Below are 14715 nucleotides of genomic sequence, written 5' to 3'. Positions count from 1 at the left end.
GTGCTTACTCCACAAAACGGCCTTTGATGGCAAACAAACCTTGTGGACGTTTTTGAATAAACAAAATCACAAGCACCAAGAGAACAATTTTTGCCAGTACCGCACCAATGCCAATTTCCAAGGCGGTACCACTAATACCTAGACCAAGCGCTGCAAGGACTGCACCCCACACCTGACCTACACCACCGACAACCACCACCAAGAAGGCATCAATAATGTAGTTTTGCCCTAAATCCGGCCCGACGTTACCCACTTGTGCCAAAGCACAGCCCGCTAAACCGGCCAAACCTGAACCTAAACCAAAGGCCATCATGTCGATACGGCTTGAACGAATACCGACTGCTCGCGCCATTTGACGGTTTTGCGTCACCGCACGTACAAACAAACCAAAACGGGTTTTATTCAGTAGGTAAACCAACAACAAAAGCACTGCAATGGTGAAGACAATAATCGCAATACGGTTATACGGCAGCATTAAACTTGGGGTAATGGAGATCCCGCCTGATAGCCACGAAATATTCGACACTTCGACATTTTGCGCACCAAAAGTCATGCGTACCAATTGCATCAAAATCAGGCTGACCCCAAAGGTTGCAAGCAAGGTTTCAAGTTGACGACCGTATAATGGACGAATCACGGTACGTTCAATCAACATACCGATCAGTCCACTCACCAAGAATGCCGCAGGAATCGCGGCGATTAAGTACCACTCGACATAGCTACCCAAATAGCTTTTAAACAGACTTTGCACCACATAAGTAGTATAGGCGCCAATCATAATGAGCTCACCATGCGCCATATTGATGACACCGAGCAAACCATAAGTAATGGCTAAACCGAGTGCTGCAAGCAGTAAAATACTCGCAGTACTCAGCCCTGAAAATAAATGCCCAGTCCATTCACTGGCTTGAATCCGGGTTTTAATACTGCTTTTCGCTTCAAGCAAAGCCGCTTTCAGCTCAGAATGGATATTCGGCTGTGTCAGCTCATTGTCGATCATCGCCAAGACATCGGGACGATTGGAGTCTTGCAAGGCTTTCGCCGCTTGAATTTTAACTAAGACATCTGCATCTTGATAATCCAGACGCGCTTTAAGCTGGGCCAAACGGGCTTTGACTTTGTTATTTTGTTCGTTCAAATACAGGGCATTGATGTGAGCAACATTCAGCTCTGCCAAGTTGCTTTCATAAATATCAATCGCTTCTAAACGCTCGGAAGCATCTTCAGATTTGAGTTTTCTTTGTGCCAAACCAAAGTTGAGCGCTTTACGCAAGGTATTCACCAAAGTCACTTGTGATAAGTCACTCGGCCAATCTGCAACGATGCCTAGACTCGGATAGCTGAGTAATTTTTCGTCCGATTCTAAAATATAGGTTTGACCATTAGCCCCACTATAAAGCTGCTCGTTTTCAACATATTCTGCAAGCTGATCTAACTGCTCAATACTGCCCGGCCATTGCTTCAGTAAAGCACGGCGCTGGGCAAAATCACCTTGCACAAATTGCTGGATTGCATCTTGTTGTATTGCTGCAGTCAATGCAGTGCTATTTGAGGATTGTTCTGCTGATACCAGTTGTACACAAATAACCTGTACAAATACCAGAAAAATAGCGGCGATATTCACGCGAATATTCATTATATTCACCCCTATTCCATTGGAAATTTTCCGTGGAGAGTAAGAAAAAAATCAGAGGACACCTGCCACGGCTGTGGCAGGCAAAAGATAGCTGTTATTTCGGAATGTACGGGCTCCAAGGCTGTGCCTGGATGGCTTGTGGCGTTTTATAGACCACATCAAACTGTCCATCGCCACGAATCTGACCAATCATGACTGGCTTGTGTAAGTGGTGATTCGTCGCATCCATTTTTAAGGTATAGCCCGATGGGGCTTTGAATTCCTGACCTGCCATCGCTTCACGGACTTTATCGACCTCTGTAGAACCTGCTTTTTCAACGGCTTGCTTCCACATGTTAATCCCGACATAAGTTGCTTCCATTGGGTCATTGGTCACGAGCTTGTCTGCATTCGGCAGTTTGAATTCCACTGCATACTGCTTCATTTTGTTGGTAAATTCTGTATTGACCGGATTCTTCACTGACATGAAATAGTTCCATGACGCCAAATGACCGACCAATGGCTTGGTGTCAATACCACGCAGTTCTTCTTCACCCACCGAGAACGCCATGACGGGAATATCAGAGGCTTTAATGCCCTGATTACCCAATTCACGATAGAACGGCACATTCGAGTCGCCATTGATGGTCGAGATCACCGCAGTCTTTTTACCAGCTGCGAATTTTTTCACATTGCCGACAATGGTTTGATAGTTGCTATGACCAAATGGCGTGTACTCTTCCATGATGTCCGCATCAGCCACGCCTTTAGACTTTAAAAAAGCACGTAAAATCTGGTTGGTGGTACGTGGGTAAACATAGTCTGTACCGAGCAGAACAAAACGCTCCGCTTTACCGCCCTCTTCACTCATCAAGTATTCCACGGCTGGAATGGCTTGCTGGTTAGGCGCAGCACCAGTATAAAAAATATTTTTGGATTGTTCCTGGCCTTCGTACTGTACGGGATAGAACAATAAGCCATTCAGCTCTTCAACCACTGGTAAGACAGATTTACGTGACACCGACGTCCATGCACCGAAAATTACCGCGACTTTGTCTTGGGTAATCAGCTGACGTGCTTGCTCTGCAAACAGTGGCCAGTCAGATGCTGGATCGACCACCACAGGTTCCAGTTTTTTACCCAGTACCCCACCATTATCATTGATTTCCTTAATCGCCATTAAGGCCGTATCTTTCAGTGAGGTCTCAGAAATTGCCATCGTGCCTGACAATGAATGCAGGATCCCGACTTTAATCGTGTCGCCGCTGTCTGCGACTTTGCTTTCTGCGCCCGGGGCTTCTGCTTTTTCAGCAGATTTTGAACACCCCGTTAATGCAACAGCCCCTGCCATGGTTGCGGCTAAAATACTTTTTGAAAATAAATTGCGTTGGAACATCAGATTTTTCTCCAAACTTTATAATGGTGCATTTTTCATGCTTGTCTTGTTGTACATCTGGATGGAGTGATTCAATTTCTGTGCCAAGGCTTCAAAAAATAAAAAAATTCACTTTAACTGATCTCATTATTTGTATTATGAATCATGTATTTAGTCATACTAAAAAGACTTAAAGCCCTATTGCAATGTAGAACTCAGACTCAACTTTAAATAAGTTGCATAAAGACCAATCAAAATATGCCAAAACTAAGATAGAAGATGATGTACAAATAAAGTGCAGCACCTTGAATATTTTTTGCACTGTTTTAAAACAAAAAATCCCGCGCTTGCGGGATTTTTTACTGCTTAAATTCGATAGTTTAAACCACCAAATCTGCCAGATTACCTTTTTGCTCCAACCAGTCTTTGCGGTCACTGGCACGCTTTTTCGCCAAAAGTTTATCCAGTAACCCTGCGGTATGATGAGCATCATCCAGATCCAGTTGCACCAGACGACGCGTGTTTGGATCAAGCGTGGTTTCACGTAACTGACTGGCATTCATCTCGCCCAGACCCTTGAATCGGGTGATTTGCGGATTCTTGGTTTTGCATTTTTTCAGGATGCTATTCAGCTCATCTTCATCCAAAGCGTAGTGCACATCTTTATTGTCATCAATACGGAATAATGGCGGCATCGCTACAAATAAATGCCCTTCCTCGACCAGTGTAGGAAAATGCTTTACAAACAAGGCACACAGCAAAGTCGCGATATGCAAACCATCCGAGTCGGCATCCGCCAGGATACAGACCTTGCCATAACGCAGTTCAGACAAGTCATCCGAACCCGGATCAACGCCAATGGCAATCGCAATATTGTGTACTTCCTGCGATGCTAGAACTTCGTCAGAAGAGACTTCCCAAGTATTCAGGATTTTTCCACGAATTGGCATAATCGCCTGGAAGTTCTTATCACGCGCCTGCTTGGCCGAACCACCCGCAGAATCCCCTTCCACAATAAACAGTTCTGACTGATCCAGATCATGGCCTACACAGTCCGACAGTTTCCCCGGCAAGGTTGGACCCGCGACAATTTTCTTACGTTCTACTTTTTTCGCTGCTTTGAGACGGCGACCGGCTTTGGAAATGGCCATTTCTGCCAGTTGCATGGCGATGTCAGAATTCTGGTTCAACCATAATGCAAAGGCATCTTTGGCAATATTCTGCACAATTCCAGCTGCTTCACGGCTCGATAGACGTTCTTTAGTCTGACCTGAGAATTGCGGCTCCTGAAATTTCAGCGACAGGATATAATTGACGCCGTCCCAGACATCTTCGGCAGAGAGTTTCATATTCCGCGGCAGCAAATTACGCAGTTCACAGAATTCACGCATCGCATCGGTGACGCCTGAACGCAGACCATTCACATGCGTTCCGCCTTGTGCGGTCGGAATCAGGTTGACATAAGATTCCTGGACGCTTTCACCCCCTTCGACATTCCAGCAAATTGCAAATTCTGCGCTGGCACGTTCCGCATCGCCTGTGGCAACAAACGCCGGTGCCGGAATAATTTCACGGTCTTCCAGCTCGTCCATCAAATAATCAACCAGACCATTTTCAAACTGCCAGGTAATCTTTTCATCATTGATCTGATCAACATAATTGATCTGTAAACCCGCCGCCAAAACAGCTTTGGCTTTGAGATTATGTTTTAACGCTTTTAAGGCAAATTTAGGCGAATCAAAATATTTGGCTTCAGGCCAGAATTGTACCGTAGTTCCTGATACCCGTTTCGGTGCCTTACCTGCCAGCACTTCAAGCGGTGCAACCGGTTCGCCATTTTCAAAGGCCATTTTATACAGATTGCCCTGACGCTGAACTTCAACCTCTACCCGGGTCGAAAGCGCATTGACCACTGAAATCCCGACGCCATGCAAACCACCGGAAAACTGGTAGTTATCGGTGCTGAACTTACCGCCGGCATGCAGTTTGGTCATGATAATTTCAATACCGCTCTGGCCGTATTCAGGGTGAATATCCACCGGCATCCCACGGCCATTGTCTTCGACTGATAAAGAACCATCTTTATAGACCGTGACGGTAATCTTGTTGGCATGTCCTGCCAGTGCCTCATCGACAGCATTATCAATCACTTCCTGTGCCAAATGGTTGGGACGAGAAGTATCGGTATACATGCCCGGACGACGACGGACCGGATCCAGACCAGATAAAACTTCAAGAGATTGAGCCGTATATTGAGACACGTTATTCGGTTTCCTTTTTTATGCAGTCCAATAAAAACTGTAAGACGAACGGAATTTTTTCCGCAAAATCATCCATCCCGTGACTGCCATGCGCTTCAGTCATCAGTATTGCAGGGGGATGCGCAGCACTATAATAACGATGTGCTTCACGATAATCCAAAACTTCATCACCTTGTTGCAGCAGAACCAGTATTTTGTCTGCATCTTGTGCAACAGGCAGGGCCAATTGCTGGAGTTGTACCAGATCTGCTTCATCCAGACACCATTTCGGATGAACCTGATAAGGCAGTTGCTCATCAAATAGTTCAAGAAACAGTTGCCATGGTCGCATTGCCGGATTGATCAGTACAGCAGGCACAGCATGCTGTGCGACCAGATGTGTCGCATAAAATCCGCCGAGACTGCTGCCCAGTAACGCCACATCATGCATCGATTCAATCAGGCCAGAAACATACGCAATGGCAGCGTTCGGTGACATGTTTAAATCGGGTAAATGTACCTGAATTTCAGGATACTTTGCACAGTAATGTTGCAGCAATTTCCCCTTGATCGAGTTCGAATTACTCTTAAAACCATGCAAATAAATGATATTCATGAACTACCAACAAAAAACCCATCAATCATCAAAATTTAATTTAAATAATGTGAAGTACACTACGTTATAAGACCAGTTAATTGCTTAAATTGTCTGACAAAAAAGCTCAAAATCTTCTCTCATTCTCGTTATTTTAAGCTGAGGCCCTCAAAATCAGGAAACTCAACAAGAAAAAGAATTTATACCGCGAAGTTCTTTAAAAAGAAAGATGGCACCACATGCGGCTCATTGAAAGGACAGGATCAGATGCCAAGTTTGACACCGTTACATGAAACCTATTGTCGATGGGATCGAACCCCGCCGAGTCAGGCCGATGTACTGGAAGGTCTGGCGCAGCTGGTAACGATGCGCTTTAACGATGTGATCCAGGAGCTGATCAAGAGTATTCAACGCGAAATTTTAATGAGTATTTTCGGTTTAAGTGAAAATAATTCAGAAAAAATTCAGAATATTCCTTCAATCGTGCGGCTCTATCAAATGTCTTATGACATGCTGTTTCATTACGGCAATACCCTGATTGCCCCTGCTTTGCGCCAGATTATTGAACGCTTTCCTAAACTGCATAATAAACCGCTGACACCTTCCTTGCATTTCCTGGTCAGTGTCTTAAATGGCATTATCGGGGATTATCTGCTGAAATATCAGAATCCTCTGGCCTTGCCGATGGTGATCTATGACTATTATGGCTCGCTGCAAAAAGGTGAGCTAAGCGGTCGTATTACTTTGTTTGTACATGGCTTATGCATGAACCATTTAGACTGGTCAAATCGCAAATATGAGGGCATTGGGGCAAAATTACTGGCGCAGCGTGACCGCAATACCATGCTCTATCTGAATTACAATACTGGACGCCGGATTTCTGCCAATGGTCGAAGTCTGGCGAATACCTTACAGGATCTGATTGCTCGCAATCCGAGAATTACCAGTATTGACCTGATCGGGCATAGCATGGGTGGTCTGGTCTCTCGTAGTGCGCTGTTTTATGGCAAGCAGAATGTCTATAGCTGGGTCAATATGGTGGAAAATCTGGTCTGTCTGGGTTCACCGCATCATGGTGCAGTACTGGAACGTTTTGGCTTTAGCTTGCAGGACAAACTTGGACATTTTCCACTGATCCGGCTGCTTGGCCATCTGGTCAATATTCGCAGTAACGGTATTCTGGATTTGCGCCATGGCAGCGTCCGGGATGATGACTGGGAGCATAATCCACTTCGGATCGGCTTTATGGATGATCACCGTAAACCTGCCCCGATTCCCTCTCATATCGACACCTATCTGGTCGCCGGCACCATCGAGTTTGAAAACCGCAAGAACAAGACCCTGCATGTGATTGGTGATTATCTGGTGAGTATTAAAAGTGCTTTGGGCGAGCATCCCAATCCGCGTTTCCAGCTCAAAGTCCCGGATGCACACAAGGCGATTTTTTATGGCCTGAACCATTTTGAAATTCAATATCATCCACTGGTGGCGGAACAGGTGGCGCGCTGGTTCTATCCAAGTGTAGAAGATGAGGCCTTTGATCAGATTCGTGAATATATGACGGATCTGGACAGTCTGGAAGGTATTGCCCTGACTTAACTCTCCGTACATTAAAAAGCCCTCCATTGAGGGCTTTTTAATAGGAACTTGATTAGTATTTATCTCTGAGTCGTTTAACCGGTGCCTTTTTATATTTACGCAGTAGTTGCCACAGGCTAATCAGCAATAAAATACTAAAGAAGATCAAAGACCAGACAGGCAAGGATTGACCCAAGAAGGTCCAGTCAATCGCGGCACATTCCCCTGAACCATTTAAGACCTGTTGCAGTACAGACTGCATCGGCAGGGTTTCCAGCCAGTATTCCAGACCGGGACCACAGCTCGGCACCTGATCCGGGGGCAGGTTCTGTAACCAGACATGACGCGCAGCCACGCCCACAGACCACAAAATACTGAGCGAACCCAGCAAGGCATATAGCCGCTTCATGAGATTAGATGCGGGATTATGCAGGAATGCGATCAGTGAGATGATCCCGAGTCCGATTAATCCGACACGCTGAAACACACAGAGCGGACAAGGCGCCAGACCTTGTACATGCTCAAGATATAAGGCAAATGCCATGCCGATGACAGCAGCCAGAAACAACATACCACTCACGAAGCGATAACCCCATTGCATGGTGAATCCCCTTATTTTTTATCGATATTGGGCTAAATAATCAGCAAAACTGATGCTGCTATCTTGCTCGAGTTGCTGTTGCTGCTGCAATGACTTTTGTGACATTTCTTCAAAATAAGCCAGTGTTTCCGGACTGAGCTGATGTTCTTCATAGACACTGCTGTGCTGCTGTGCCAGATGTTGGCCAAAATGCCACATCCCGCCCTGTTCACGCGTATCACCCACCACCAAGGCAGACAAGGTGGCATCGACTTCATCGACCCGGATCATCATGGTTTTTAATGCATCGGTATAGAGAGTACTGTCATAGGCCGAATTTAACAGCTTGGCCAAGGGATGCATGCGCTGCAAATGTATGGCACACCAATCCTCAATCGGATAAGACTGGCCATTTTCCATAATTGCGGCATTTGGCGCACGGCCACGGTTCACTACTTCGGCCTGATTCTGCTCAATAATATCCTGTTCATCACTGAGTAGTGCCGGACTATCTTGCAATAAACAGTACAAGGCTACCACTTCAAGGAAACCGGCCGTATCTTCATTAATGCCAATCGGGCTGTATGGATTGACATCGACTGCGCGCAGCTCGACATAGGCAATCCCACGATTTTCCAGTGCCTGTGACGGGGTTTCACCCGCGAGTGGCACCTGTTTCGGGCGCACTAAGCTGTAATATTCATTTTCGATTTGCAACACATGATCATTGATCTGGATCGGCTGGCCATTGGAATCATCTAATCCCAAACGACTAAACGGTTTATAGGGCGTTTTGACCGCTTTTTGCAGTCCGTCCAGATAGTCCTGCAAATTATTGTAGTGAATACCGAGCTGTTTCTGTGCAGAGTTTTGATAGCCAAAACGTCCCATACGTAGCGCAGTCGCATAAGGCGAATACAAGGTGCCTTTGACCAATGGCAGCAAGAAATGATCACGGCCAGTCATAAAGCACTGGCAGACCGCCGGACTGGCCCCGATCAGGAACATCACCAGTGGGGTCAGACGAATAAAGTTACGGATCAGGCCCATATAGCGATGACTGCGATAATCCTGCAAGCTCAATGCTTGCAGCGCCTCGTCCTGTTCCTGCTGTTGCAAGGCCTCGAACAGATGATCCGGGAAAGACAGGTTGTAATGCACACCTGAAATCGTCTGCATACGGCGGCCATAACGCACACCTAGACCATGACGATACAAGGTTTTAAATAAACCGATATTCGAGCTGCCATACTGTGCCAGCGGAATACTGTCATCGCGGCTGTCCAGCATACACGGCATCGACAAAGGCCAGAGCTTTTCATCATTTTCCAGATGACGATGGACAATCGCATGAATATCGCTGAGATAGTCCAGCGCTTTTTTAATACTGTCCTGTGGCGGAGTAATAAACTCCATCAATGCTTCAGAATAGTCCGTGGTGATATGTGGATGAGTCAAGGCTGAACCCAAGGCACGAGGATGCGCTGCCTGTGACAGGAAACCATCACTTTGCATACGTAAGCTTTCACGCTCGATACCACGCAACATGCCTTTGATGAGTGACGACTCGACCCAGGTCGGTAACACATTTTGGGAAGTCGATTCAGGTTGACTCATTACAATCTCGCTTAAGGGGGCTAAATTATTAAATTAAAATCATCGGTTTAATCAGTATAACGTGATTTCGTGCCGGCATATGACAGGCTGCCTAGTTTTCAGGCAAACCATTGATTTTTAATTTGGCAAATTTTTAACACAAACTTCCTCTATAAGACATGGAAAATTTGTGATTTTATTAACAAATAGATGCTAATGAATTGTAAATATTATGAATTATCAAGATATTTTAGACTTTTGGTTTCATGCGGACAGCCAGCCCTTATGGTTTAGCCAAAGTCATGAATTCGACCAAAGTATTGCGCAGCAGTTCATGAGCACCCATCAGCAGGCAGCCCAGGCTGAACTTTGGGGCTGGCGTAAAACCGCAGAAGGCCGGCTGGCCGAAATTATTGTGCTAGATCAATTTTCACGAAATTTATTCCGTGATTCTCCCCAAGCTTTCGCCCAAGACAGTCTGGCACTGGCCTTGGCTCAGGAAGCCATCAGCCTGAACCTGGATCAACAGCTCAGTCCGGAACAGCGTGCCTTTCTGTATATGCCATTTATGCACAGCGAATCCAAACTGATTCATGAATTCGCCTTAAAACTGTTTCAGCGTCTGGGCAATCCGACCAATCTGGAATTCGAGAAAAAGCACAAGGTCATTATTGACCGCTTTGGACGTTACCCGCACCGAAACCAGATTCTGGGTCGTGACTCGACCGATGAAGAACTTACTTTCCTGACCCAGCCCGATAGCAGTTTTTAAGATTTTTTAAGACCGGCTGTCTGGACTGGATCATTGCATCAGGAGATCGAACATGAAAAACATGCTACTGGGATTGAGTATGATTGCTGCCATCAGCCTGACTGGCTGTGCAACCACACCCTCAAAGCCCTTAACATTTGATCAGTTAGGTCGCTACAGTACCACTCCCCTCAACAGCAACACTTACCGTATCAGCTTTCAGGCCCGTCCCAATATGAGCTTTGGCACAGCTGAAGAAATTACCCTGCTCAAAGCCGCACAGACTACCGTACAAAATGGTTTTCAATTCTTCAGAGTACTGAATGATCCAAGTAACCGCACCCAGCAACCTCCACGGCAAGCCATCGTCTATCCGGCGCCAAGCTTTTATCCTTACGGGTATTACCGCCGATATCCGGGATTCTGGCCAAACCCATTCTATGACCGTCCTTATACCGTGACTCTGGATCCTGCCCAGGTGGCTTATACCATTGAATGCTTCAAGGCCAATCAGGCGCCTCAAGATGCCTTTGATGCCCGCTTGATTTTACAGTCACTTGGGGCTAAATATGGTTTAAGTCCATCCGGTGCAGTGCTGCAACCGCAACCGGCCAATCCCTCCTGACAGGATGATCTATGCAGACAGAGCGTATCTCCCCGAGCTTACAACGCAGTAAACGTTTCGCGACCATCGCCCTGGTGGTCGCCGTACTGATCTGGTTGGCATTGATGGTTGCAGCCAAACTGCTACCCGAATATGTCTGGCTCATTCATATTCTGATGCTCTCGGCAGAAGCGGGTGTGGTCGGTGGTCTGGCGGATTGGTATGCGATTACCGTACTGTTTCGTAACCCTTTTGGCAGATTGCCTATTCCCAAGTTTTTACGTGACCATACCGAAATCATTCCACGTAACAAGGCCCGTATTGCAGAGTCGATGGGCCGTTTTGTGCAGGAAAATTTTCTTTCTCCGCAAATTGTACAGCGCAGTCTGGACAGTACCGACCTGAGTCTGGCTGCAGGACGCTGGCTGGCCAATCCACAAAACAATGCCCAAGTGACTCAGGTCATTCAACAGACGGTGCCTAAAATTTTTGAATTTGTGGGACAGGAACAGATTGCCGGATTTATCCAGAGCAACAGCGTGCAATGGGTCAAAAATACCCAGATCAATACCCTAGCCAGCGAAATGCTGCATGCCGTTCTGGACAATGATTTCCATCAGGATGTGCTACAGCGTGGACTGGATGTGGTGCATGCCTGGATGACCTCGCATCCTGAACAAACCCGTGAGCTGACCCGTAACCTGTTTAAGGAAATGGGGGTGTGGAAACTGGCCAAAGGCGCCAGCTGGATCGGGATTGATGTGCAGCAACGCAGTATTGATTCCGTGATCGGGCGCGTTGAAGCCATGCTGGCCGATCCAGATCATCCATGGCGACTCAAAATTGAGAACATGGGACATAGCTGGATGTTACAGCTGGCGGATAATGACAGTGAAGCCAGCCAGCGTCTGAATGAAACCAAAGATGCCTTACTGGATAGCCCACAAGTGCTGAATTTTATCAGCGGTGCGGTGGTGATTTTATGTGATGCGATCAAGGCTGACTTGCAAAAACCGGATTCGGGGATTGCGGAAAATCTTAGAATTGCCATCCAGCAGGTCGGAGAAAATATTATCTCGAATGCCTCGGTACGTGAGCTGCTGAATAAACGTCTCAGCGGAATCGCGGTTGACCTGAGTGACCAGTATAGTGAAAAAGTGATTCGTTTTATCAGCGAGCGCATTCACGAATGGGATTCAAGCGAGATGATCGACAAGATTGAAAATGAAGTCGGCGGCGACCTGCATATGATCCGGGTCAATGGAGTTGTGGTCGGTGCTTGTATCGGTCTGGTGCTCGGGATCATCCGGGCGGCGGTGGAGCATTTAATTTAAAAATGATGCTATTCGCCCCATATAGCCCCACTTTTAAAATGCTCAAGAATTGACTCCAGCCAGATCAAATTTAAGATTTAAAAAATGATCATTTGGGTGGCTGAGGTCCGGACATATCGACCAACAGCCCAGTGAATTTACGTACAAAAGGCAATAAGGTCACTACAATCGGAAACGCAATCGCCCAGGAAATCATCCAGTTATGAAACCAGAGTGCCATAAATCCATCAATCCAGCCAAGATTACGCAGCATATTGATCATGGAAATAATGCCACTCATCAGGCAGGACAGGATAAAAGGCACAATAATCAATGCCCATTTTGCAGGGAGTTTAGGAATATGACCGATAATGGTCGGACGTTGTGATGCAGCCACGACATGCTCTTTTTACTGTTTTCAGATGACTAATATAAGCCAAATTCTGTACGGTGAAGCATTGTTTTTTTTCATCTGAAATGTTGAGCTAAAAACTGGTTTTATTTTCACGGGATTAATCCGTTGATTTTCCCTTTCTTTAGTCAAAAACTTCTGACGAAGTGATCCTCCACTTTTTATTCCCGAGAAATGCTTTTACCTAAACAGCCTGAAATTTGCTATATTTGCTGTTTTTCTGCGATCTCTATTTTCGACTGATTATGAATACGGCAATACAAGCAGCTCTCGATCATGCAGTGCACACTTTACAGGCACAAGGCGTACTCCCATCTGACTGGAACAATACAAGTAATTTGACGCGTACCAAAGACCGAAGCCATGGTGACTTTGCGTCGAATATTGCCATGATCGCGTCGAAAGCTGCGGGTATGAAGCCACGTGATTTAGCGGAAAAAATTCTTGCTGCCCTGCCTGAAGTGGCAGATATCAGCAAGGCAGAAATTGCCGGTCCTGGTTTTATTAACTTCTTCCTGAATGCTGACCAGCGCTTTGCAGTCCTTGATCAAATCCAGGCACAACAGGCGACTTATGGTCGTACCCAGGTCAATGCGGATAAACGTATTCAGGTTGAATTCGTTTCTGCCAACCCAACCTCTAGCCTGCACGTAGGTCATGGTCGTGGTGCTGCGTATGGCATGACGGTTGCGAACTTGCTTGAAGCGACCGGTGCAAAAGTCGATCGCGAATACTATGTCAATGATGCTGGCCGTCAAATGGACATTCTGGCGACTTCGACTTATCTGCGCTACTTAGAATTAACGGGTCAGGAACTGGTATTCCCGAAAAATGCCTACCAGGGTGACTACGTAAAAGAAATTGCACAAAGCATTATTGACCAGGATGGCGATGCTTATGTCCGTCCTGTGGCCGACGTGTATAAAGATGTGCCTGAAGATGTACAGTTTGCAGCCGAATTAGATGCTGATGGCAATAAAGTCGTATTGTCTGGTGATAAAGAAAAACACATTGATGGTTTGATCTTTAATTCACAAGCGTTAATTGGCACAGGCTACCGCGTATTCTTGCAAGCCGCGCTTAAAGCAATCTTAGATGATATTAAAGATGACCTCGGCGAGTTTGGTGTAACCTTCAATCAATGGTTCAGCGAAGAATCATTGACAGACAAAATTGAAGAAGCCTTACAGACTTTAGACCAGCGTGGTTTCCTGTATGAACTGGATGGCAACATCTGGTTTAAATCCACTGCATTCGGTGATGAAAAAGACCGTGTCGTAAAACGCCGTAATGGTCAGACCACCTACTTCGCATCTGACATCGCTTATCACCTGAACAAGTTACAACGTGGCTATACCGATATCATCGATATCTGGGGTTCGGATCACCACGGTTATATCGCACGTGTAAAAGCGGCCATTGATGCGTTGGGCTATGACTCGAAAAAATTAACGGTTCTTCTGGTTCAGTTCGTGAGCCTATGGCGTGGCGGCGAGATGGTACAAATGTCATCTCGTTCAGGTCAGTTCGTGACCTTGCGTGATTTGCGTAAAGAAGTCGGCAATGATGCCGCTCGTTTTTACTACGTGATGCGCAAGTCTGAACAGCACATTGATTTTGACCTGGATCTTGCTGTGTCACAAAGCAAGGACAACGCCGTGTATTACATCCAGTATGCACACGCCCGTATCTGTCGTATGTTAGAAAAAGCAGCTTCTACCAATGTTAACTTTGATGCTACAGCGGCACGTAATTTAGCGGCTAAGCTGGAGCTTGATGCTGAAACTGAAATCCTGGCCAAGCTGGCGGCCTATCCAGAAATTCTGGTCCGTGCTGCAAACAGCTATGAGCCGCATCAAATCGGTAACTACCTAAAAGAACTGGCAGCATTATTCCACGGCTGGTACAACGACAATAAAGTACTCGGTGATGATGCTGAATTGACCCAAGCACGCTTATTGTTATCAGTGAACGTGCGTCAGGTACTGCGTAACGGTCTGGAACTGCTTGGCGTATCAGCTCCTGAGAGCATGTAAGCAAAACACTGTTTTGCATG

The 14715-nt window shown here is 46.3% G+C and carries 12 protein-coding genes; 5 read left to right on the top strand and 7 right to left on the bottom strand.

Annotation, left to right across the window (positions count from 1 at the left end):
- Positions 1-4 precede the first annotated feature (4 nt).
- The 4 genes from urtB to AC13CK_RS14280 form a co-directional block, all read right to left on the bottom strand.
- Positions 5-1636 (bottom strand): urea ABC transporter permease subunit UrtB, encoded by a 1632-nt coding sequence (gene urtB / locus AC13CK_RS14295; protein ID WP_005250257.1) that lies wholly within the window; start codon positions 1634-1636, stop codon positions 5-7.
- A gap of 94 nt (positions 1637-1730) precedes the next feature.
- Positions 1731-3011 (bottom strand): urea ABC transporter substrate-binding protein, encoded by a 1281-nt coding sequence (gene urtA / locus AC13CK_RS14290; protein ID WP_004729110.1) that lies wholly within the window; start codon positions 3009-3011, stop codon positions 1731-1733.
- A gap of 359 nt (positions 3012-3370) precedes the next feature.
- Positions 3371-5251, bottom strand: coding sequence for a DNA topoisomerase IV subunit B (gene parE / locus AC13CK_RS14285; RefSeq protein ID WP_004281275.1), 1881 nt, complete (start codon positions 5249-5251; stop codon positions 3371-3373).
- Between the two features lies 1 nt (position 5252).
- Entirely contained in the window at positions 5253-5846 is a 594-nt protein-coding gene (locus AC13CK_RS14280) for a YqiA/YcfP family alpha/beta fold hydrolase (protein ID WP_425880065.1), read from the bottom strand.
- A gap of 246 nt (positions 5847-6092) precedes the next feature.
- Here AC13CK_RS14280 and AC13CK_RS14275 point away from each other — a divergent pair, with 246 nt between their 5' ends.
- The gene (locus AC13CK_RS14275; protein WP_482831277.1) at positions 6093-7424 is read left to right on the top strand and encodes a PGAP1-like alpha/beta domain-containing protein; all 1332 of its coding nucleotides are present in this window, start codon (positions 6093-6095) and stop codon (positions 7422-7424) included.
- Positions 7425-7476: 52 nt separating this feature from the next.
- On the opposite strand, the gene AC13CK_RS14270 is transcribed toward AC13CK_RS14275, so the two are convergent.
- Complete coding sequence (locus AC13CK_RS14270) at positions 7477-8004, bottom strand: disulfide bond formation protein B (protein WP_004281272.1); 528 nt, start codon at positions 8002-8004, stop codon at positions 7477-7479.
- 18 nt (positions 8005-8022) lie between these two features.
- On the bottom strand, positions 8023-9600 hold the full coding sequence (gene gshA / locus AC13CK_RS14265; RefSeq protein WP_425880067.1) for a glutamate--cysteine ligase: 1578 nt from the start codon (positions 9598-9600) through the stop codon (positions 8023-8025).
- Between the two features lie 211 nt (positions 9601-9811).
- On the opposite strand from gshA, the gene AC13CK_RS14260 reads away from it, so the two are divergent.
- The 3 genes from AC13CK_RS14260 to AC13CK_RS14250 are packed head-to-tail and all read left to right on the top strand — an operon-like array spanning position 9812 to position 12268.
- The gene (locus tag AC13CK_RS14260; protein WP_114540923.1) at positions 9812-10351 is read left to right on the top strand and encodes a DUF924 family protein; all 540 of its coding nucleotides are present in this window, start codon (positions 9812-9814) and stop codon (positions 10349-10351) included.
- A 52-nt stretch (positions 10352-10403) separates the two neighbouring features.
- Positions 10404-10955 (top strand): CC0125/CC1285 family lipoprotein, encoded by a 552-nt coding sequence (locus AC13CK_RS14255; RefSeq protein WP_425880068.1) that lies wholly within the window; start codon positions 10404-10406, stop codon positions 10953-10955.
- A gap of 11 nt (positions 10956-10966) precedes the next feature.
- The gene (locus tag AC13CK_RS14250) at positions 10967-12268 is read left to right on the top strand and encodes a DUF445 domain-containing protein (protein ID WP_004281268.1); all 1302 of its coding nucleotides are present in this window, start codon (positions 10967-10969) and stop codon (positions 12266-12268) included.
- An 88-nt stretch (positions 12269-12356) separates the two neighbouring features.
- Here AC13CK_RS14250 and AC13CK_RS14245 read toward each other — a convergent pair whose 3' ends face one another.
- Positions 12357-12644 carry a DUF2798 domain-containing protein gene (locus tag AC13CK_RS14245; protein ID WP_004647201.1) on the bottom strand — a complete coding sequence of 96 codons (288 nt, stop codon included), beginning with the start codon at positions 12642-12644 and terminating at the stop codon, positions 12357-12359.
- A gap of 260 nt (positions 12645-12904) precedes the next feature.
- Between AC13CK_RS14245 and argS the strand changes: the two genes are divergently transcribed.
- Positions 12905-14695, top strand: a complete 1791-nt coding sequence (gene argS / locus AC13CK_RS14240; protein ID WP_004281266.1) for an arginine--tRNA ligase — start codon at positions 12905-12907, stop codon at positions 14693-14695.
- The last annotated feature ends 20 nt before the right edge of the window (positions 14696-14715 follow it).

Source organism: Acinetobacter sp. L-24 (genome assembly GCF_056857555.1).
The sequence above is the reverse complement of the archived record's forward strand: the minus strand, read 5'-3'. Positions and strand labels throughout refer to the sequence as shown.